This is a genomic window from Paenibacillus sp. FSL L8-0435 (assembly GCF_037965655.1).
Taxonomy (GTDB): domain Bacteria; phylum Bacillota; class Bacilli; order Paenibacillales; family Paenibacillaceae; genus Paenibacillus.
In genome coordinates this window covers 237240-258333 of sequence record NZ_CP150185.1, presented here as the reverse complement: position 1 = coordinate 258333, position 21094 = coordinate 237240, and the positions used below count along the sequence as shown (strand labels likewise).

Below are 21094 nucleotides of genomic sequence, written 5' to 3'. Positions count from 1 at the left end.
CCGTGATTGAATGATTAACTCTACATTCTCATGTAAATGTAAGGTTCGACTCATTACTGATATCAACAAGTTTCACCGACTTGATCTCATACGGTTTAAAGGTCAGTTCGAATGTGCCGTTCGGACAAGCCAACGGATGGATCTCATCCTCCAGCAGATTAATGATGGACGCTTTGATTTCCTTTTCAGCCCACTGAACCTGCACCGTTTCCCGACCTCCTGATGATTCGTAGAAACGCAGCACCGTTCCCGAGCCGTCTTCCGCAGCCTTAATTGCATCCAGAATGACATGCTCACTGTGGAACTGAACCCAAGCGTGTTCAGCTGGCAAGTGACCCGAAGACGGATTCGCTGTCACAACCTCCACCGGATGATTCAGCTCCATCGCCCGGCGAACGACGGCAGCTTGTCGCCAATCTCCCTGGTGGGGCAGAAATGAATACGTGAACTCATGATCGCCCTGATCGGCATGTTCATCCGGCCATTTCGGGGCACGAAGCAGGGACAGACGTATCGTCCGATCCTTGATGTCATAGCCGTACTTGCAATCATTCAGCAAACTCACACCGCTGTTGCCCTCCGAGATATCCGCCCAACGATGTCCGCAGACCTCGAACTGTGCCTGCTCCCAACTGGTGTTGTTATGAGTTGGACGCTCCAGCGCTCCAAACGGGATTTCATAGGCTGCTTTGGCTGCCACCAGATCCACCGGAAATGCCACCTTGAGCAGCTTATGGCTCTCATTCCAGTTCACTTTTGTATGGAAATCAACACGCCGCTGGTAACGATGCAAAATGATATCCTGACTGATCTCCGATTGATTCAGCTTCCAGACAAAACGCAGTACATCTCGCGTAGCCCCGTGCTGTACAACCTCTCTGGAGATCAACTGCACTTCACCTGCGCGCTGGGATTCAAACCGTGGATCGATATCCCATGCATCCCAGTACGTCGGTTTGTCATGGAAAAACTGCCACTCATTCGCCCGATCACCGGGCTTCAGCCAGTCGCGTCCTACCGTTTTGTCATACCATCTGGTAATCTCTCCCAAGTCATTGAACTCAAGCGTGTAAAATTCCGTTTCCCACGTGGAAGGGAAAAGTTCTTCTTCCCTTAATGGAAGGATAACATCCGGTGCCTCTCGTAGCCATATCGTTGTATACCCAAAAGCAGGAATCGACGGAACATGCACGAGCAGTGTATACTTGTCTTCCTTTTGTTCGAGATCACAGGCCAGACGGTTACCTTCACGATCGAATGCTGCCATCCTGGCGAGGTGAGCATCCCCTGTAATGGTGATATTTTCTCCACGTTCCCAGCCGAGGCTGTTGAATATAATGTAGGGCAGACCATCCACTTCATCTGTTGCAATGTTCTCCGCAAGGGTATCCAGCGTTTCCCGCAGTGCGGATGTACCTAATGCAAATACCTTTGTGTACTCCTCAGTGGACGTTACGTAAACTTCTGGAATCGACGTTCCCGGAATAATGTCATGGAATTGGTTGAGCATAATCAACTTCCAGCCTTCATCCAGATCATTCTTCTTTTGTACGGCGTAAGCCCCGGCAAATTGCCCCCAGATCTCCGCTTCCCGGTACAATACCTCTGCTTTTCGGTTACTACGTTTGTTCCTTGCATGGGTCGTATAGGTTCCGCGATGCAGTTCCAGGTACAAGTCCCCGTGCCATTTTGGCAACGTCGGGTTGTTTAACGATATATCTTCAAAAAAAGCCCCTGCTGTGCTGAATTTGCTGATTGGCTGTCCAACCATCAAATGGGATCGCTCCGCAAACTCCACCATCTCATTCGTCACGCCGCCACCACCATCGCCATGTCCGTAAAGCAACATTTGCTCAGGGTGTACATCCTTTTGTTTAAATGATTGCCAATGTTCATCCACATCTTTGGGACGCGTATGTTCATTCACCCCATGATTCAGATATGCCAGCACGGAAGTGCCATCTATGCCTACCCAGTCGAAGAGGTCATACGGAAACGCATTGGTATCATTCCAATTCAGCTTGGTGGTCATAAAATAAGGAATATTGGCGAGCTTCAGCATCTGCGGCAAGGAAGCACAGTAACCAAAGGTATCTGGCAGCCACTCAATGTTGGAGCGTTTGCCAAACTCCGCCTGGTAGAAGTTCTGCCCATACAGAATTTGCCGAACCAATGACTCACCACTCGGAATATTCAGATCCGGCTCCACCCACATGCCTCCAACCAACTCCCAGCGGCCTTCGGCAATACGGGCTTTAACTCGCTCGTACAACTCCGGGTAATGATCCTTCACGAAGGCATACAACTGCGGCTGGCTCTGGGAATACACAAAATCCGGGTACGTGTCCATCAAGGTACACATGGTCGAAAACGTGCGACTGGACTTGCGAACCGTCTCACGTACAGGCCACAGCCAGGCAATATCAATGTGGGATTGTCCAACCAGATGCATGAAGCCACTTCGATATTCCTCCGGGTCTTCCTGCTGTACCGACTGTGCTAACCCATATTCGAAGTTCTGTATCCAGGCTGCATCACTCCAGCGTTCCGGGTCATTGTACATGTCATCCATCACCTGATGAATGGCCTGAACAAGTGCCATCCGCTTGGGCTCCTTCTCGTTATATGCCCGGAGCGACTCGGCGAGTACCGTAACGCTGTACATCAGGCTCTGCAGTGGCTGATTAATATGAACCAATGCTGCCCGAATGCCCTGAATAGGCGGCTGAATAACAGCTTGTCGGTTGAGTGGATCATGCGGCTCTGGAATCGGATCATAGAGTTCAATCTCCAACTGCGGTGTATTGCCAACACGACTCCTCGGAAGGGGTACGAACCAGTGATTCCGATCCAGTCCATGATAAGGCATGCCATTCACCTTCAACAGCCCTTCTCCTCCGGCATCGAAGATCAGACCAATAGCCTGATCTTGCCATTCCGCCGGAATCTCCACACGTTTGCGCAGAAAATACGTCGTTCCGTGTACGCTGTTCAGCGGATTCAAGTTTTGCATGGCCTTGTTTGCCTGCTCATCTTTATTTTCATGTGCCTGCTCGTACTCGTATTCCCCTGGCCGAATGTATCTGGCCCTCTGCATCTCCCACACTGGAAGCTCGATCGTATCCAGCCATTGCCGCTGTTTCAGATCTTCGATGAATCGCTGAATTCGAATCATACCTCCACCCCCACCTTCTGGATCTGCAGACTGCAAGCGGTCCAATCTGTGGAATTACGGCCAACCATGAGCCTGAATTCACCCGGTTCTACGACAGACTGGAGACGGGAGTCGATCAGTGCGAGATGTTCTTTTTGCACAGGGAACGTAACGGTATGAGTCTGTCCTGGCTCCAGATGGATTTTACGAAAACCCTTAAGTGACATTTCAGCCCGGGTGACCGAAGCCGACATATCCGTGATGTACAACTGTACAACCTCGCTTCCCGATACCGCTCCGGTATTGGTGACTTCAACCATCACCTGCGCTTCATCTTCTGGCCCAATTACGTCTGGTATTACTCTTACATTCTCGTATTTGAATTCGGTGTAGCTCAGTCCATATCCAAACGGATACTGCGGCGCCAGATCCATCTCCAGATACCGCTTGCCACGAGTGCGTTTGGCATGATAATAGACCGGAAGTTGTCCAACATGCTTGGGAATGGAAACCGTAAGGCGACCCGATGGATTCACATCGCCAAACAAAATATCTGCAATCGCGTTACCGCCTTCCTGCCCGGGGTACCACGCTTCCACAATCGCATGGACATGCTCATCAATCCAAGGTTCAGCAATGGGGCGGCCGTTAATATACACGACGATAACGGGTTTCCCCAACTTATGTACCTCCTGTACCATCTCCAATTGAACACCCATGAGATTCAGGGAAGCCCGGTCAATGCCCTCACCACACTCCATGTCGTTCCATGGATCATCGGTCACCACTGAAGCACCTGTCCGCAAATCGATCGTACCTTCACCAAAATCGCGGGCGCTGGAACCACCCATCACCATCACGATGACATCCGCCTGTTCTGCACAGGCGAGCGCTTGTGCAAAGCCCTCTCTGGAATCGCCTTTAATCCGGCAGCCAGGTGCGTACAGCACCTGGCCCGAATCCGCGCCAAGCTTGCGCGTAATACCATCCAGTACGGTGACAATCTGTTCTCTCGGCTGTGGCGAGGTATAGTCCCCAAGCTGGTTATAGATATGGTTCGCGTTCGGACCAATAACAGCTAGCTTCGTACCTGTTTTGGCAAGCGGAAGGGTATCCCCCTCATTTTTCAGTAAAACAATCCCCTCTTGTGCAACTTCCCTCGCCAGCTGATTGTGGTCTTCACATCCGATAACCCGCTCTGCAAACTCTGGATCAACGAAAGGTTGTTCAAATAACCCAAGTCTGAATTTCATCTCCAGCACCCGCCACACAGCCAAGTCCAGATCCTTCTCTTCGATCAGTCCCTGCTCCAACGCCTGAGCGAGATGTTTGCGATACATGTACCCGGACATCTCCATGTCTACCCCTGCCTGAAGGGACTGTGCTACAGCCTGCTCCCCGTTCTCAGCGGTGTTATGTCCATGGACCAGCATCTGAATGGCACCAAAATCAGTAATCACAAACCCATCAAAACCCCACTGCTCACGCAGAAGGTTATTCAGCAGATACGTACTGGATGTGCAAGGTACGCCATCAATCTCGTTATAGGCGGTCATCACGGAGCAAGCCCCGGCTTCCACTGCTTTTTTGAACGGCAACAGATCTATTTCATGTAATTCACGTAATCCCATATGCACAGGTGCTGCATTACGCCCACCCTCCGAGCTGCCATAAGCCGCAAAATGCTTGAGTGTCGCGACAATCGTCTGGTTGGAATCGAGGCGATCACCCTGTAGTCCCTTCATCGCTTCTACTGCAAATTCACCGATTAGGTATGGATCTTCGGCAAAACATTCCTCCGTCCGTCCCCATCTCGGGTCACGTACGACATCAAGCACCGGGGAATACGTTGCCGCTCCCCCCTGGCTCCGGGTCTCCACAGCTATGGCTTCACACATCTTGCGGTATAACTCCATATTCCATGTGCTGCCCACCATTAACGGTACCGGAAAAACTGTTGCCCCGATCGCCATATGCCCGTGGGAACATTCTTCTCCGAACAAAATGGGAATGCCCAGCCGGGAATGCTCCATGGCATACTGCTGAATGACATTCGTGGCAACGGCTCCCTGCCGTGGAGTAAGCCCCGTTTCAAGTGTCACTTCCGTCCATGGATCGGCCCGAAGCACACCATACAGAGAACCAACACCGCCCTGTTCCATGTCCGCTTTGAACTCTTCCGTCACCTGTACTGTACCATCAGCTGCTTTATCATACGTCTTCCATCCCATCGGCTGAATGAGTTGTCCAATCTTCTCTTCCGTTGTCATCCGTCCGATCAGATCCTGAACCCGCTCCTGAATGGGAAGCGAAGCATCTTTATAGTCCATATGCACATTCTCCTTATGCGTTCGGAATTAGTTAGGCGGGTGCACTTACATCACATGGCTTTGCGGTAGTCACTTGGTGCCACACCCACCACGTTCTTGAAAGCCCGGTTGAAGGAATTATAGTTTGTGTATCCCACTTCCTCACTGATCTCCTGAATAGCCTTATCGGTCTCCTGCATGAGCAGCTTGGCTTTTTCGATACGATGACTAATGAGCAGATCCACAAACTTCTCCCCAATCTCATCCTTGAAAAGCTTGCTCAGATACTTCGGATTAATATCGAATAGATCACTAAGGTAGTTCAGTGACAGATCAGGATTGTTGTAATGCTCTTCGATGTATTTGCGAATCTCCAGAATATGTGATCTGTGTTTTCGGGAACAATGCAGCGTCTGCATCTGCAGCGCCAGTTCCCTGAACCCTTCCCAACACAGCTTACGCAGATCGTCTAACGTCTCCCAGCCTTCAAGCCTTGGGAGAAGTGGGGTGAATATAGCAGCCCATGACTCCTGATACTCCCGTGGAAGTTCGGCGAATTCCCGATTGTAATGTTGAAATAACAGTTGGATCGTATTCATAATCTCCTGCCGGGATAGAACGGACTCACTGATTTGTTCAAAGAGTCTTTCAAAATGCTTTTCCCAGACATCGTCCGATAAACGCATCGCCTGTACCAACAGTGAGATGGTTTTCAGGAACTCATACACATCATTGGTCGAATTCGGCACATCGCTACACGGAATGATACGATTTATCCCCAGTACAGCCTTGTACTCCAGCGCGTGCACGGCTTCTTTCAATGAAGCTCTCAGCCCCCGAATATCGACAGCAACCCGACCAACACCAATGGTCACGGTGAAGTTCAGATACTGATCGATTCTGTCCAGATAACCAGCAAGCAATCGATGTTCAGTCTCCTCAGCTTGTTCCATTTCCGGAATCCAGAGGATGGCGTACAGACGCTGATCGGAGATCCATTCAGCCCATACTTCCGTCCCTTCATGGCGTGCACTCTCTTGCAGAATACTGGATAACACAAATTTCAGGAGGGATTGGTCCTGATGATGATACTCCGTCACAAATGTATCATACCGATCCATTTCAATTACCATGACGGCCCAACGATGCTCCAGCTCAGGCAGTTTGAACTTCTTCATCTCCGCTGTCAGCTCCGTGCTCGTAAAGTCTCGTGTGCCCTCCAGCAACTCCTGAAAAAACATTTTTTTCTGCAAAATCAGATTCTCTTCATGCTCCTCCTGATATTGTCTCGTCTGATCAATCATGCGTTCCAGTGTTGTATGGATGAATCGGAACTCATTCTCCTTGCCATAGTTCAGTCCAGATTGTTTCTGTGAAGAGACGGTCTGAATTAACGTGACAATCTGCTGAATCGGCTTGTAATTTCTACGGGTCACATAGATCACCCACACCACACCGATCAACACAACCACTATCGCAAAGGCAAACCAGATATTATAAAATTGCAGAGTCCACTTGACGATTTTTCCATTGTTGAGACCTGTCTGCACCTTCCAACCACTATAACTCGACGTAAATTCGGAGAAGACTTCTCCCGACGTGGTTTTAGTAGAAGCTGCGACCCCTCCTGGCATGCTGCTATCCCACAGATTGCCGCCCGAACGGTTGAAGATGTTCACAAACGTAAATTCCGGATCATACATCTGCATAATGGATTTTCTCAGGGTACTCAGGTCCACATTTGTCACCACAAGTCCTTTGCCGTTTCCTACACTTCGCACAATCGTAATCACCTGCTCCGTCGCTTGTGAAGGAAAAGCCTTGAACGCTCGTGCTCCTGCCCACTTCTGTTCATCCCTTGACCGGCTATCTGCAATAAAGTCTGCATCCGGGAACTCTTCAATCGGAACAGCCTTCCCGTTACTGAAGACCGTGCCATCCCCGTATCGAACGAGATAAATCGAATCAATCAGCGGATACTCTATTTTCAATTCATCAACCACCTGGACCGCCTGAATGCCGGCATACACATCTTCGCTGCCAGATACCGAGAAATAATTCTTCAAGTTAGGGTTGGTCAAAATCTCACGCAGTACCTTGAAATCAATGGAACGCAAGGAGTTGTCCAGATATTGCGTTACCTGTGATGCTAGGAATTCATTGGCCTTGAGTGCTTCCCTACGGTTCTGTTCATTGAATACCTGGAAGAAAATAAAAAATAGAATGGTCGTCACAATAAAGAAAACAGGCAGATACGATAACAGCAAACGCCTAAACCAATTGTTGTTCATCTCCGAGATCCCCCCACCGTTACTGTTCATGCTGAATGACGACAAACACCTGTGCTGATCGCTAATTTCCCATAAATATTCAGTACATTATATCGGATGACGTGGGGTTGTCATAGGAGAAGACCGTCCCGGTCACGGGTGACAGACGGGACAGCCTCTATATTGAATCCTTCTATTATTGATTTTTCTCAATGGCACGCTGGTAGATCTCAAGGTAATTACTCAGTCCGAGACCATCAAAGCCTTTGACATACGAATCCCATTCCTTATCAATGCTCTTGCTGCCAATAATGAACTGTGCCATATTCGTCTGCACATAATCCTTAATGGCTGTAGTCAGTTGTGCTGCTGATTCGGTATCCTCTGGACGAATAAATACGTTCGCAGGGTATACTTCTTTGGGTGCATAAGGTTCATACACATTGGTAGCTTGAGCCAGACGTGTACCATAACCCTCTGCCTCTAAAGGGTTCTGTCCTTCGGCAAACAGATTACGGAACGTGTTGGACAAGTCATGGGCTCCGATCTGTGACCAACTCTCGTTCACAACAACGTTTGGATCACGCTCAGGCAGGTTGTAGTAGCTGTATTTGGCCGGCTCGCCATTGATGTTTTTCTCATCGGCATCTGCCTTCTTCCAGCCCTTGCCTTCGGTTGGGCCATACTCCGCGTACAGCGCACCTTCCTCACTGAACATGTAGTCTACAATTTTGATGGCGGCAATTTGTTGTGCTTCTGTCGCTTTGTTGGTGATGGCAAACTCAAACTCACCTACGCTCTGTGTAGCGCCTGTCGTATGCACTCCATCTGGTCCTTTCAATGGAGGAACGATCTCCCAGTGTTGGTGACGGGTGATGTCTTTGTCATAAGTATTCACGAGATAACTGACCAGCGCTGTTGTAATGGAGCCGACCACTTCGTCGCCTTCCTTGTTCCCCAGCTGTCCTATCGCCTGATCGTTCTGTGTAAAGGAAGCCGGGTCAATCAGGCCATCTGCATAGAGCTTGTTCATGTACTCCAGCCCTTTCTTCCAGCCTTCCTGATTGGCGGCAAAACTCACCTTGCCATCGTTCACGATCAGGTATTTGTCGTTATCATTGTATATAAAACTATTCATCAGGTAGGCATCAATGTTGCCATTCCATACATACTTGTTCGGTGCGCCTGTAAGTGGAATCTCGTCCGCTTTCCCGTTACCGTTTGGATCTTGTGTCTTAAACGCCTTCAGAACGGTATACAGTTCATCAGTTGTGGTTGGCATTTTCAGGCCCAAATTATCAAGCCACTCCGTGTTGATCCAGTATTTCTGTGCATACGTACAGTGGTAACATTCATTGAAGATAGGCAGCGCATAAATGTTGCCGTCCGGTGCCGTGATGGCTTCTTTGAAGTAAGGTTTCTCTTCCATAATCTTGGTCAGATTCGGACCATACTTCTGAATTAGATCTTGTAGCGGAAGGAACACGCCCTGTTTTCCATAGGTTTGAAGGTCTGAGGTGGTGAACTTGCCGTGAAGAAATACTTCCGGATAATCACCACTAGCCAGCAGCAATTGTCTGCGATCCTGCAAAGCGTCTGTTGGGGCCAGATCCCATTTTAGGGTAACGTCGAACTTGTCTTCGATAAATTGGGTGAATTCATTCTCTTCCATGGACGCTTTGCCTTGCGGAGCAAAGAGGGTCATGGTTACAGGACCACCGCTCTCCCCGCTACCGTCGCTACTTCCACCCGATTCCTCGGATGAACTGCATGCGGACAACAAAGCCATCGAAGCAAAGACCAGAAACAACATCGAAATCCAAGATTTTCTCAATCTGACTCCTCCTTTTTGTTCATAACGGCAAATTATTGACTTGTACTGCACGTGTATAAAATCGCTCCCGGAAGCCGGCGTGTTCCTTCCACCTCCTTTCAAAAGGCAACCGGGCTTAACTCACTAGGATTAACCTTTGAGGGAACCAACCATGACCCCTTTCACAAAATGCTTCTGTACAAATGGATACATGATCAGAATTGGAATGCTCGCGACAACAATCAGTGCATATTTCAACACCTGCTCGAACCCTTGGTCCCGCATCTGTTGGCTGGTATTGGCAAGCATCGCCGGATCAGCCGCGTTCAGGATAAGCAGATTGCGAAGCACGTATTGCAAAGGGAACAACTTCTCGGAACGCAGGTAGATCAGTGCATCAAAGTACGCATTCCAGTGACCTACGGCATACATCAGTGTCATGACCGCTAGAATAGGCTTCGATAAGGGAAGAACCACGCTGATCAGATACCGAATATCCCGGCAACCGTCCATTTCCGCGGCCTCGCCAAGCTCTTCCGGGATGGAAGATTGGAAGAAAGTCCTTGCCACGATGACTTGGAACACCGCGAGCGCCCCGGGCAGCCACATCGCCCAGCGTGTATCGAGCAGGTGCAAGTCCTTCATCAAGAGGTAGGTGGGAATCAGACCACCATCAAAAAACATCGTAATCATCATGAAAATAATGATGGCCCCTCGTCCATAGAACGATTTGCGTGACAAAGGATATGCCAGCATGACGGTCAGCACTACGTTAATGAACGTACCCACCACGGTGTAAATGATCGTGTTATAGAAACCGAGCATAAGCTGTTGGCTTTTGAAAATGGAGATGTACGCCTTGATGTTAAAGTCTACCGGGAACAGCCACACCTGACCGGATGTCACGGCTCGTGAAGAGCTAAACGAAGAACTGATGATATACAAAAGCGGGTAAAACACCGTTAGCAGTATGGCGAACAGAAAGATGTAGTTGAATGTCATGAAAATGCGGTCACCGAGCGGGTCCTTGATCCGGTTACGATTAATCAGGTTGAACATGGATAAGCTCCTCCTTTACCACAAGCTGTTCTGGGAAACTTTGCGCGATATGCCGTTGACGATAACCAGCAGGATCAGGTTGATAATGGAGTTGAAGAACCCTACTGCCGAGGAGAAACTGAAATTCGCTCCGATCAGACCCACCTTGTACACATACGTGGAGATGACCTCCGAAGCGCTTGTGTTGAGCGGATTCTGCATCAGGTATATTTTCTCAAAGCCCACGCCCATAATGCTGCCCAGACTCAGAATCAGCATGATAACGGTGACTGGAACGAGCGATGGGAGGTCGATGTGCCATATTTTACGAAGCCTTGATGCGCCGTCCATCTTTGCTGCTTCATAGAGAGATGGATCAACACCAGCAAGGGCGGCAATGTATATGATTGATGAATATCCCATGCCCTGCCATACTCCGGACCAGACATAGATCGATTTGAAGTATTCCGGGATGCCCATGAAGTTGGTCATCGGGAAGCCGAGCAGTGTGAACAGCTTGTCTACTACGCCCACATGCGGGGAGAGCATTAGAATGATAATGGATACCATAACAACCGTGGAGATAAAATGCGGAGCGTAGGTGACCATCTGCACGGTCTTCTTGAAGTAACCCGTTCGAATCTCATTCAGCGCCAGCGCCAGCAAGATGGGAATAGGGAAACCGGCGATTAAGGAATAAAAGCTGATACCTATCGTGTTTTTGATTAAAAGCCAGAAGTTTGGAGATTGGAAGAAGGCCTCAAAGTGTTTGAATCCGACCCACGGGCTTCCCCAGATTCCTTTGACTACACTGAAGTCCTTGAAGGCGATCTGGACACCCACCATAGGGATGTACTTGAAGATCAACAGATACAACACCGGGGGCAACACGAGCAGGTAGAGCTCCCAGTGTTTCTTGAGGCTTTTGATGAATGGATGCTGCCGCTTGGGCTCCACATGTTTCCTCTGTTGGAGTTCCATCTTGGCGGGTATGCTTTCCGTAGCTCGACTCATATGCGTCACTCCTTCTACACCTCAAGTGTAATAATACATTACATTTGCATCCCTTAAACATCCTTTTTTCTGTTCTTAGTTCCTTGTTCAACATAGATGATGTAAACATTCATATCAGGTAGCGCTTTCTTGATTTGATAGTACATCGCCCGATAAACTTTTATCAATTTGCAATTTTCTCCGACTTCTCTTTATTCCACAAACCCTTGTGTGACAAGCGATTGCGAGCCGTTTCTATTGGGAATTGTGTCCCTTATGTATGAATATAAAAATCCCGGAGGTGGTTATATCTCCCCCGGAATTGACATGGCGTTCTATGCGCTTGTGACTAGCCTGAACGTATGTGTGATGGGTGTACCACTGGTTGCAGCGGATTGGGACAGTTCCACGAGAAGTCCGTCTTCCGTCTGCCGATACGAAAGTACGTCATCGCTACCGACAAGTTCGATCCGCTCTACCTTTTCCAGATAAGGAATGACCAACTGTGGTTGTACGGTCTCATTCTCGTTTCGGTATATACGGAAGGCATATACGGTGTTGATCTCTTCTTTCTGTGTGAAAGCCCAATCTTTCGTAAAATATGGCCCGCAGATCCGGGTTCCATAGACGCCTTCTCCATGAGTACCCAACCATTCACCGAGGCCCTTGATGCCTCGAATTGCCCCTTTTGGCAGACGCCCATCGGGTTGTGGTCCTACATTCAGCGCCAGGTTACCACCTTTGGATACAACTTCGAGTAGAATATGTGCCAGCTGTCTTCCCGTTTTATACTGATCATCGAATCCGAAGGCAAAGGAGTTCCCCACGGTAATACAGCTCTCCCATGGAATGTTCATCGGATGTTCCGGTATGGTCTGCTCGGGGGTAACGATATTCTCATACGGCCCACCCACGGTGCGATCTGCAGACAGAAGCCAAGGTTGTGTGGTCTGACGCGCCCGTTCCACGACTTCTCCCAGCCTGATATCCTGACCATGACGACCTTCGCGCACCCATCCAGCATCCAGCCACAGACATTCGATTCGCCCGTAATTCGTCAGCAGCTCCATGATCTGCTCATGTGTGAACTCCACGAATTTCTCCCACAGCCACGGATACTTATGGGGATCATACGAGGGGCCGCGCCACATATGACGTCCACGCTCCATGCCCGGTGCCCAGTAATACGGAGTATGCCAGTCCGCTTTGGAGAAATACGCTGAGATGCCCAGTCCTTTGGCCCGGAAAGCGTCAAATAATGCTCGACAGATGTCCGCATACTTATGGGTATGAAACGGCGTGTCCTTGCCCGTAATCCGGTAATCCGTCGTCTTGGTATCCCACATACAGAAACCGTCATGGTGCTTGGTGGTGAACAGGAAGTATTTGAACCCGTTATCTGCCGCCATTTGTGCCCATTCCTCGGGCTGGAAACGAATCGGATTGAAAGTTTTGTTCAGATCGAAATATTCCCGCTTGAAGTCTTCCATGTCATCCGTCCAGTCGATGTCATCGCGCGACCAATCGCCATCCTCGTCACTCAGCGCCCAGGATTCCACGAGGCCAAGCTGGGAATACGGCCCCCAGTGCATCATCAGCCCCAGCTTCTGATCCTTGAACCACTCCAGCCGCTCATTCAGCAGCGGATCTTCCGGTTTGATCCACTCTTCCTCTTTGCTAAAATTGTGCACGCCGGCTTCGACAATCTGCCCTTCCTGCTCCAATACGGTTTCTTTGGTTTCGCTCATCCTGTTTCATCTCCTTAGGATTAGATAAAAGATAAACCATGCATGTTACGCCTGGTCACTCCGATTGCAGTACCATCTTTCGATCGCTGTTATCCCCGGATTTCTTTTATTTAACTTTATAATTGTTGGAAATCCGGTGATAAAGGCGAGCGCTTCGCTTCTTCAGATTGGTTCTGCGCTCTCCGTTTTGGCGTAAACGCTAGTTTAACTATTAAGGGGCGTAGTAACTTTGTTATTTTGAGTGCGGTGCCCTCTCCAATTACTATGGAACCCTTATTCCCCTCGCTTCTATAGGGGAATCCAAGCGACTGATTTCTAACGAATGGGTCGAAAATTTTCTAAGGAACTCAGGGCGTCTTATTTAGCCTTTTGGTCCTCTTTTTAAATTGTAAGGAAGATCAGACACGTTATTTCCCGAAATTAGCTGATAAAAACGCTGTAAACTGCTGCTTATTCTCATATAGCGTGTGTCAGGTTCCTTAGATTTTTGCTAGCACTCCAAACCCTTGAATAAGACGCCTCAGATTCGTTAGCGCTCGCTCCATGCTTTGCTCCATCGGCGAGCGGGAAGGACGAATCCATACCTGCTGAGAGCGGAGCTTTTCATTGAAAAGGAGCGAAGTGCTCATAACGTTCAATGAAACGGAGTAGTAAAGTATCAACGTAGCGTAACAACGCCATACAATGCTCCTTTTACAGCGTGATTTCGCGGCCTTGGCGTGCTGATTCGTAGATGGCGCAGAGCATCTTCATTACCTCGACGCCGTCTTCGACGGGGCTAAGTGTTTCTTTGCGTCCCTGCGTGCTGTCGATAAAATGGTTAATTTCATTGCGGAATGATCCCATAAAGTCGAAAGATTTGAAATCTACCTGCGGCGTCATGTTCAAAATAGTATTGAATTTCTCACCGATGATCGAAATCTCCGGCTCCAACTCGGCACCGCCTTTGTCGCCATATAGTTTGACCGAGGTCTCATCCGCTTTGGCATGAAGTGTAAAGCTGACATCCACGAGCAGGCTAGCGCCGTTCTCGAAACGAATCAGGGCATTCGCCATATCCTCAACGGTGTTCTGTTCCGCGTCATAGTCCGCTGCTTTGTAGAACGACAGATTGTTAATGTTCGAGCGGTTTCCCAATCGGTTGGACACGTTAGCGGAGACGGACTTTACCTTCGGTCTGCCCATCAGATACCAGCAAATGTCGATCACATGCACCCCGATATCAATCAATGGGCCGCCACCGGAGCGGTTGATATCCGAGAACCAGCCACCGGGATTGCCCAGACGACGCAGACTGGAGGCTTTGGCATAATAGATCTCGCCCAGTTCACCCTCGTCGATAAACTTCTTCAGAATCTGTGCATTGTCGCTATAGCGGCGAACAAAACCGACCTGCAGCAGCTTTCCGCTGCGATGAACGGCCTTCTCTACTTCGAGCGCATCCTCCACCGTTTGGCAGAGTGGTTTCTCACATAATACGTTTTTGCCCGCGTCGAGAGCAGCAATGCTAATCTCGGCATGCGAGTCGTTCCATGTGCAGATGCTGACGGAATGAATCTCAGGCAGGGCGAGCAATTTCTTGTAATCGGTAAACACGTGAGGGGCATTATATTGCTTCGCCACTTCTGCGGCACGTTCTGCATTCAGGTCACAGATAGCGTATATTTCAACGTCCGGGTTACTGGCATAGGCTTGCAAATGGCAATCGGATATGGATCCGGCACCGATAACGGCGACTTTCAATTTGGACATAGTGCTGATTCCTCCATCGTTTTCATATGAATTGACTCAGGAAATTATAATATTCGGCTTACCGTAACGACGGTGAATGCTTGGACTTTCGGCCGCTGTTGTCTGCAAATTTTTTTTATTGACCGCTCTAGCGGTTGAAATCCGCAGACAAAGGCGGTCACTAACGCTCCTACAGTTCCAAGCTTCCCCTCTGTTACTCACGCCTTCTTTAGAATTTGATTCAATTTTATTCATTTAAAACAACTACTCAGCCCTATGCCTCTTCCCATAGGCGGCGGACGTTATCCATGGCAATGCGTGAGGCCGTTTTGCAATCTTCCATGCCTTCAAATTCTACCGAGATATATCCGTCATACCCGGATTGTTTCAACACACGGAATACCTCAGGCATGTCGATATCGCCATGGCCCACAATGGCGCCGCGCAGGTAATTGCCATGCGAGGTTTGGAACCAGCCTTCACCCGGATTCCGGTAGGAAGGTCTCCAGTAGAAGTCTTTGGCGTGCACGATCGACGCATACGGAATGTTATTTTTTACGGCACTCACCGGATCTTCATCCACACAGAGGAAATTGCCAACATCCAGTGTGGTCTTGAAGTTACTTCGCGCCGTCTCGTGTAACAAACGCTGAATGCGCTCACTCGACTGCACATAGTACCCATGGTTCTCCACGCTTGTTGTGATTCCAAAATCCGCTGCATAATCGGCTATCCGCTGACAAGCCTTCACCAGTACCGGCAGGTCGATCTCGAACTGGGCTACGGTTCCTTCTGTTGCAGGGCGGAAAGCCACGTCATGACGCATTAGCTTCACACCGAGCGCTGCTGCCACATCCACATGTCGCATCACATTTTGGATCTCTTGCTCCAACGCTTCAGCGTCCTCCTGCACAGCAAAGTTAGCGCCGATGGCATAATTCGAAATGTCGATCCCGACCTCTTTTGCCACAGCTTTAATCTCATCAATTAATTCCGGATTATCGATCAGACTGAATCCCATCGGGACAATCTCCACATGTTCACCACCCTGATCGGCGATCCAACGAATGGCATCCGGTACGGTCAATTCTTTGCGATCCAATGCTTGTTGCAGACTGTAGGTGCTGAGTCCAACTTTCATTCTTCATCATCCTCTCATGTAGTCGATGTCCTTACCCAACGTATACCTTTTTCCGGCGGACACGACAATTCTCAATAATCGTTTGGCTCACCTATTTTCCTTTTCTAGCCCAAATCCGGTGTATCCACAAACGTTACGGCCAGATCAGCCGTCTGATGAAGCTCGAATACGATGATTTCATTCTCACCTTCGTGAAGGAGCGGAGCAGGTACATACAACGTTTTTTGCGGTCCTTTATTCCAGTAGCGTCCCAGATTGAATCCGTTTACAAATACAACCCCCTTGGTCCAGCTATCCAGACGCAGAAAAGTATCTCTTACATCCTTGATATGAAAATTCCCCCTATAAAAAGCAGGCCCCTGTGCTTCATTAATTGTTTCGTTAATTGCTTCGCTAATCACATCGCTGAATTTTAAATCCGACAGATCGGTTAATGGCAGACAATGAATCGTCCAATCATATAAAAATTGAAAGCCATGTCGCACACCCTCGGTGATTCCCTTCGGATCTCTCAGGTACGGGCCATAGTTGATTCGCCCCATATTTTCAACAAGGATCAATAGATCTGCGTCCTCTGGCGGCACTTCAAAGGAAATCGATAATTCCGTATTTCCCCGTTCGAACACACCTTGAAATTGCCCATCAACAAACACAAGCGCACGGTCACGCACCTCCTGGACCACCAGTTCCTGTCGCTCCCTTGGGCCGGATATCCGGGTTTGATAACAAATAAATCCATAATCCTGACCCAGCTTCTCCATCGGTTCTGGATTCGTGCGTTGCACCGGGACTGATATCTGGTCCATCTGCGCCAGTAATGATGCCTGCTGAGTCATCCCCACTCGCCCATAGGCGATGGTTCCCTTCGGTTCTGGCAGCACAAGCTCACCCAGATCCTCATTGCTATACCGAGCAATTAGATCACGCACCGCATGGAATTTCGCTGTCGGCTCCCCGGATTCACTGAGTAGTGAATCGTAGTCGTAACTTGTAATCGTTGGTTCGTATTGGTCCTTCTGCTGACAGTTCGCCCCGTTGTAAAATCCGAAGTTCGTTCCACCCTGGAACATATAAAAGTTAACCGAAGCTCCTGCTCGAAGCATCTCCTCAAACACACCAGCCACATCTGCGGCTTCTCGGGTATGATGCGACTCACCCCAGTGATCGAACCAGCCGTTCCAATACTCCATGCACATTAAAGGTTCGTCCGCCTGATATTCACGCAGCTTGGCGAACGCTCCCTCCGTACCTGATCCAAAATTGACTGTAGCCAGATGCCCCGGGACTGATCCCGCTTGCAGCATGTGGTCTGTCGGTCCGTCCGAGGTAAATAACAACACATCCATACCGCGCTCCACCATGCCATCACGTAAATATCGCAGGTAACTCGCATCATTCCCGAAGCTGCCGTACTCATTTTCAATCTGCATCGCGATGATCGGCCCGCCATTAGTGCTAAGAAGGGGTTTTAATTTGGGCAAAAGCACATCATAATAACGATCCACATTCGCCAGAAATTTGGCATCATTACACCGCAGACGAATTTCATCATCGGCAAGCAGCCAGGCAGGTAATCCGCCAAACTCCCACTCGGCACATATATAGGGACTTGGGCGAACAATCACATGCAGACCCACATCTCCCGCAGTGCGAATAAATCGTTCCAGATCAGCCATGCCTTCAAAACAATACTGCCCCTGCTGTGGCTCATGAACATTCCATGGCACATACGTTTCCACTGTATTGAAACCGCAGACTTTCAGCTTGAGTAACCGATCCTCCCAATAGTCGAGGACCACTCTGAAATAATGGATGGCACCCGACAAAATCCGAATGGGCTCGCCATCATACATAAATTGTGAACCTTTATACGTCAGCACCGCCATTTTACAACCCTCCCCGCTCGCTCAGATATATGCCTAACCCGGACAACGTAGGGTACCATCTGGATTCATGAATGCAAAATCGCATCTTTCTCGATGTGACCTGTGGGAAACAACATATTCGCTTATACCCCACCACCGTCCCCTTGTAGAACTCTTCCCAACCACCATCTGCCCTCAGTGACTCCAGTGTAAAACGCTCAATCCGTTGGCCTGTCTGGATATATTCCATCAGCACCACCCGGTCAAATGATCTTTCTTCCTGCAAATCCAGCTCGATCCAGGCCTGTTCCGTTCCTTCGTGAGGACACCAATACGTATCCCGTCGTTCCGTCAGCACTTCCGATACGGCATGTTGTTCATCCATCGTCTCCGATGCTTTTACCAGCGCCTGCAAGGCGAAATTTTCCTGAAAAATGGTGCGCAGCGAATCTCCCAATTCCTGTAGTCGCTCGACATCCGTTTCGTGAATGAGACCACGCGTATCCGGTGGCAGATTGAGTAAAAAGGTAGCGTTGCCCCCCACTGTGCCGTAATAGACGGTGAGCAATTCTTCCAATGTTTTGACCTGATCATCTTCACTGGCATGATAGAACCATCCTGGGCGAATCGAGGTATTCACCTCGGCAGGGTACCAGATCAGTGGCTCACTTTGGAAACGAATAACCTCTCGGCTTCCCAAATCACTGTCCTGCGTATTGATCCTTGTGGCAAACTCACCATCATCCACCTGTTGTGATTGCTCCTGAATCTTCTCATTATCCTGCATATGCGCTGGCACAACGCTCCATTCCGATTCCCGTGTATGCCCCGCCTCATTGCCGCACCAGCGAACATCCGGGCCACATACTGAGATGACAGCCTCAGGCTGAAGTTCACGAATAAGCGCATAATAGGCGTCCCAGTCATAGACCTGCCTTTTGCCATTCGGACCCTCCCCACATGCACCATCAAACCATACACAGAAGATGTCGCCATAATTCGTAAGCAGCTCGTGTAACTGTTGGAGAAAAAACTCGTTATACCTCTCGGAATCTCCATAAGTGGCTTCATGACGATCCCAAGGAGACAGGTACACGCCAAACTTCAATCCGCCCTCACGGCAGGCATCGGAAACTTCCCGAACCAAATCCCCCGTACCGTTCCTCCACGGACTAGCCGCGACCGTATGCGCTGTAAACTGACTCGGCCACAAACAAAACCCATCATGATGCTTACACGTCAAAATTAGCCCCTTCATCCCCGCAGCCTTGCACGCCTGCACCCATTGCGTTGCGCTCAGTTCAGAAGGATTGAAAATCGACGGGTCTTCCTCCCCAGTGCCCCATTCCTGATCCGTAAATGTATTTACCGTAAAATGAATAAACGCGTAGAACTCCATCTCCTGCCATCTCAGCTGGCGTTCGGATGGGCTGACCTGTGCTGCGGACTTAATCCATTCGGCTGGTTGCAGTTCATAATTCATGGCGTATCACTCCTTTTATTTAGCGCATCCCTATATCATTGGACCACCCTTGCTCGTACCGCCACTCAGTGCACTACTGTCCATGAACGGCTGTGATGCAAGCAATAACTTCTGCTTGGCTTCTGCAACCAAATGTGGATCAATGGGATAATTAAAGCTGCCTTTGTACCTCACGCCTGATCCCATATGGATTTCCGTGATACCCGTCTGACTCACTAGCTTTTGAATCCGCTCTATGGTGACCCCCGACCCTGCCATGACAGCGATGTTCAAGGTTTGCCCCAATTGCTGGAGTTGTTTCAGTTCTAGCATCGCTTCAGGCGCTGTCCGTTTTCCTCCCGATGTAAGCACACGCTCCACATTGCCCAATGTGTTAATGGTCTTGAGCGCCTCAGTCAGGCTTGTGCTCACATCAATTGCACGATGAAACGTAACGCCCAAACCCTGAGCTTCGGCCATACATAATTGCAAAGATATGAGGTCGACTTCACCAGCTCCTGTAAGAGCGCCGATCACGATGCCAGCGGCTCCAAGTTCCCTCGCCACGCGTACATCCCTGGTCATGGCGTGGATGTCATCTGCGCTATAGCGGAACGAGCGGCTATGCGGACGGATCATGACATACACTGGGATGGAGACTTGAGACAGTACTTGCTTCATGACACCATAACTGGGGGTAAGCCCTCCTTCGGACATCGCAGACACCAGCTCAATCCGATCAGCCCCTCCCTCCTCAGCTGCCTTGGCATCTTCCACATTCACAGCAATGACTTCCAATACAGGCTGTCTTTCCATAATGTAGCTCCCTTCACTTCATCGTTGAATATTACAGCGTATTAAGGTGATCATCAGCAGGACATTATGTCGTAAGTAGATACTTCCGAGATTGCAATCCCGTATTCTCACCCAACCCTCGCAACGTTAACCCGTATCGATAGACATCACTCGAACTGCACACAGCCTAATCCATGACATAAAGGACCGACTGAACGCATCATCAGCGCTCCTGCGGTCCTTCTTCATCATTAGGGCGACGGTCAGCTTCCCGGAACGCAATCCGAATAGGCTGACCTTCCTGAACGATATATGGTTTGTCGGTAATGATCTTCATGATTGGATTCTCCTTTGGGGACCGGAATGGGCTAGCAAATAGAGAGCGCAACGGATTTCATCACTTTATCTAATGAATTTTGTTATTTTTGTTATTTATAGTGTTATTATTTATTAGCAATAGTCTAAAACGTTAGGATCAGAACGTCAATACAAAAAAAGACACCCCGAGGGTGTCTTCATGTTTTGGATAACCTCCTGGTTATCCGAGCTTTTTCTATTTTCTACGCCGAGCCTTCGTCATTCGATTAAACATGATCAGTGCCGCAATGATCATGGCTATCATGGCAATATTACTTGCCACTTCTTGTGATAGTCCGAAAAGAACTCCCAGGTTAGTCACCAGGCCTCTCACAATCAGCGCAACCACAACCAGCAGGATTGGACTCAAAAAATTATAATTTCTCATTCCTCGCAACACCCCTGACCCCATTGTTCA

Annotated in this window: 13 protein-coding genes; all 13 read right to left on the bottom strand. The window is 49.2% G+C overall.

Going from position 1 to position 21094, the window contains the following annotated elements:
* Window positions 1–28 precede the first annotated feature (28 nt).
* Window positions 29–3175: an alpha-mannosidase gene (locus NST33_RS01190; protein WP_339306454.1), complete on the bottom strand. Its 3147-nt coding sequence runs from the start codon at window positions 3173–3175 to the stop codon at window positions 29–31.
* Window positions 3172–5484: a glycoside hydrolase family 3 N-terminal domain-containing protein gene (locus NST33_RS01185; protein WP_221822291.1), complete on the bottom strand. Its 2313-nt coding sequence runs from the start codon at window positions 5482–5484 to the stop codon at window positions 3172–3174. Before NST33_RS01185 ends, NST33_RS01190 begins: the two co-directional genes overlap by 4 nt.
* Before the next feature lie 50 nt (window positions 5485–5534).
* The gene (locus NST33_RS01180; RefSeq protein WP_221822292.1) at window positions 5535–7754 is read right to left on the bottom strand and encodes a helix-turn-helix domain-containing protein; all 2220 of its coding nucleotides are present in this window, start codon (window positions 7752–7754) and stop codon (window positions 5535–5537) included.
* Window positions 7755–7929: 175 nt separating this feature from the next.
* Window positions 7930–9567: an extracellular solute-binding protein gene (locus tag NST33_RS01175; protein ID WP_221822293.1), complete on the bottom strand. Its 1638-nt coding sequence runs from the start codon at window positions 9565–9567 to the stop codon at window positions 7930–7932.
* 129 nt (window positions 9568–9696) lie between these two features.
* Window positions 9697–10605 carry a carbohydrate ABC transporter permease gene (locus NST33_RS01170; protein ID WP_017691189.1) on the bottom strand — a complete coding sequence of 303 codons (909 nt, stop codon included), beginning with the start codon at window positions 10603–10605 and terminating at the stop codon, window positions 9697–9699.
* A 15-nt stretch (window positions 10606–10620) separates the two neighbouring features.
* The gene (locus tag NST33_RS01165; RefSeq protein ID WP_223868815.1) at window positions 10621–11565 is read right to left on the bottom strand and encodes an ABC transporter permease subunit; all 945 of its coding nucleotides are present in this window, start codon (window positions 11563–11565) and stop codon (window positions 10621–10623) included.
* A gap of 347 nt (window positions 11566–11912) precedes the next feature.
* Window positions 11913–13325 (bottom strand): alpha-L-fucosidase, encoded by a 1413-nt coding sequence (locus NST33_RS01160; protein WP_221822294.1) that lies wholly within the window; start codon window positions 13323–13325, stop codon window positions 11913–11915.
* Window positions 13326–14018: 693 nt separating this feature from the next.
* Entirely contained in the window at window positions 14019–15077 is a 1059-nt protein-coding gene (locus NST33_RS01155; RefSeq protein ID WP_221822295.1) for a Gfo/Idh/MocA family oxidoreductase, read from the bottom strand.
* A gap of 253 nt (window positions 15078–15330) precedes the next feature.
* Window positions 15331–16197: a sugar phosphate isomerase/epimerase gene (locus NST33_RS01150; RefSeq protein WP_339181200.1), complete on the bottom strand. Its 867-nt coding sequence runs from the start codon at window positions 16195–16197 to the stop codon at window positions 15331–15333.
* A gap of 104 nt (window positions 16198–16301) precedes the next feature.
* On the bottom strand, window positions 16302–18083 hold the full coding sequence (locus NST33_RS01145; RefSeq protein ID WP_339306451.1) for a beta-galactosidase: 1782 nt from the start codon (window positions 18081–18083) through the stop codon (window positions 16302–16304).
* Between the two features lies 1 nt (window position 18084).
* Window positions 18085–19545, bottom strand: coding sequence for an alpha-L-fucosidase (locus NST33_RS01140; protein ID WP_339306449.1), 1461 nt, complete (start codon window positions 19543–19545; stop codon window positions 18085–18087).
* Between the two features lie 30 nt (window positions 19546–19575).
* Complete coding sequence (locus tag NST33_RS01135; protein ID WP_221822299.1) at window positions 19576–20340, bottom strand: copper homeostasis protein CutC; 765 nt, start codon at window positions 20338–20340, stop codon at window positions 19576–19578.
* A gap of 532 nt (window positions 20341–20872) precedes the next feature.
* A complete protein-coding gene (locus NST33_RS01130) occupies window positions 20873–21064 on the bottom strand; it encodes a hypothetical protein (RefSeq protein WP_017691199.1) in 192 nt (63 codons plus the stop codon).
* Window positions 21065–21094 lie beyond the last annotated feature (30 nt).

Excerpts from the sequence above, each read along its gene's own strand:
- NST33_RS01180 (WP_221822292.1), bottom strand. The coding sequence starts at position 7,754 with ATGAACAACAATTGGTTTAGGCGTTTGCTGTTATCGTATCTGCCTGTT.
- NST33_RS01190 (WP_339306454.1), bottom strand. The coding sequence starts at position 3,175 with ATGATTCGAATTCAGCGATTCATCGAAGATCTGAAACAGCGGCAATGG.
- NST33_RS01160 (WP_221822294.1), bottom strand. The coding sequence starts at position 13,325 with ATGAGCGAAACCAAAGAAACCGTATTGGAGCAGGAAGGGCAGATTGTC.
- NST33_RS01150 (WP_339181200.1), bottom strand. The coding sequence starts at position 16,197 with ATGAAAGTTGGACTCAGCACCTACAGTCTGCAACAAGCATTGGATCGC.
- NST33_RS01140 (WP_339306449.1), bottom strand. The coding sequence starts at position 19,545 with ATGAATTATGAACTGCAACCAGCCGAATGGATTAAGTCCGCAGCACAG.
- NST33_RS01155 (WP_221822295.1), bottom strand. The coding sequence starts at position 15,077 with ATGTCCAAATTGAAAGTCGCCGTTATCGGTGCCGGATCCATATCCGAT.
- NST33_RS01130 (WP_017691199.1), bottom strand. The coding sequence starts at position 21,064 with ATGAGAAATTATAATTTTTTGAGTCCAATCCTGCTGGTTGTGGTTGCG.
- NST33_RS01145 (WP_339306451.1), bottom strand. The coding sequence starts at position 18,083 with ATGGCGGTGCTGACGTATAAAGGTTCACAATTTATGTATGATGGCGAG.
- NST33_RS01185 (WP_221822291.1), bottom strand. The coding sequence starts at position 5,484 with ATGGACTATAAAGATGCTTCGCTTCCCATTCAGGAGCGGGTTCAGGAT.
- NST33_RS01165 (WP_223868815.1), bottom strand. The coding sequence starts at position 11,565 with ATGGAACTCCAACAGAGGAAACATGTGGAGCCCAAGCGGCAGCATCCA.
- NST33_RS01170 (WP_017691189.1), bottom strand. The coding sequence starts at position 10,605 with ATGTTCAACCTGATTAATCGTAACCGGATCAAGGACCCGCTCGGTGAC.
- NST33_RS01135 (WP_221822299.1), bottom strand. The coding sequence starts at position 20,340 with ATGGAAAGACAGCCTGTATTGGAAGTCATTGCTGTGAATGTGGAAGAT.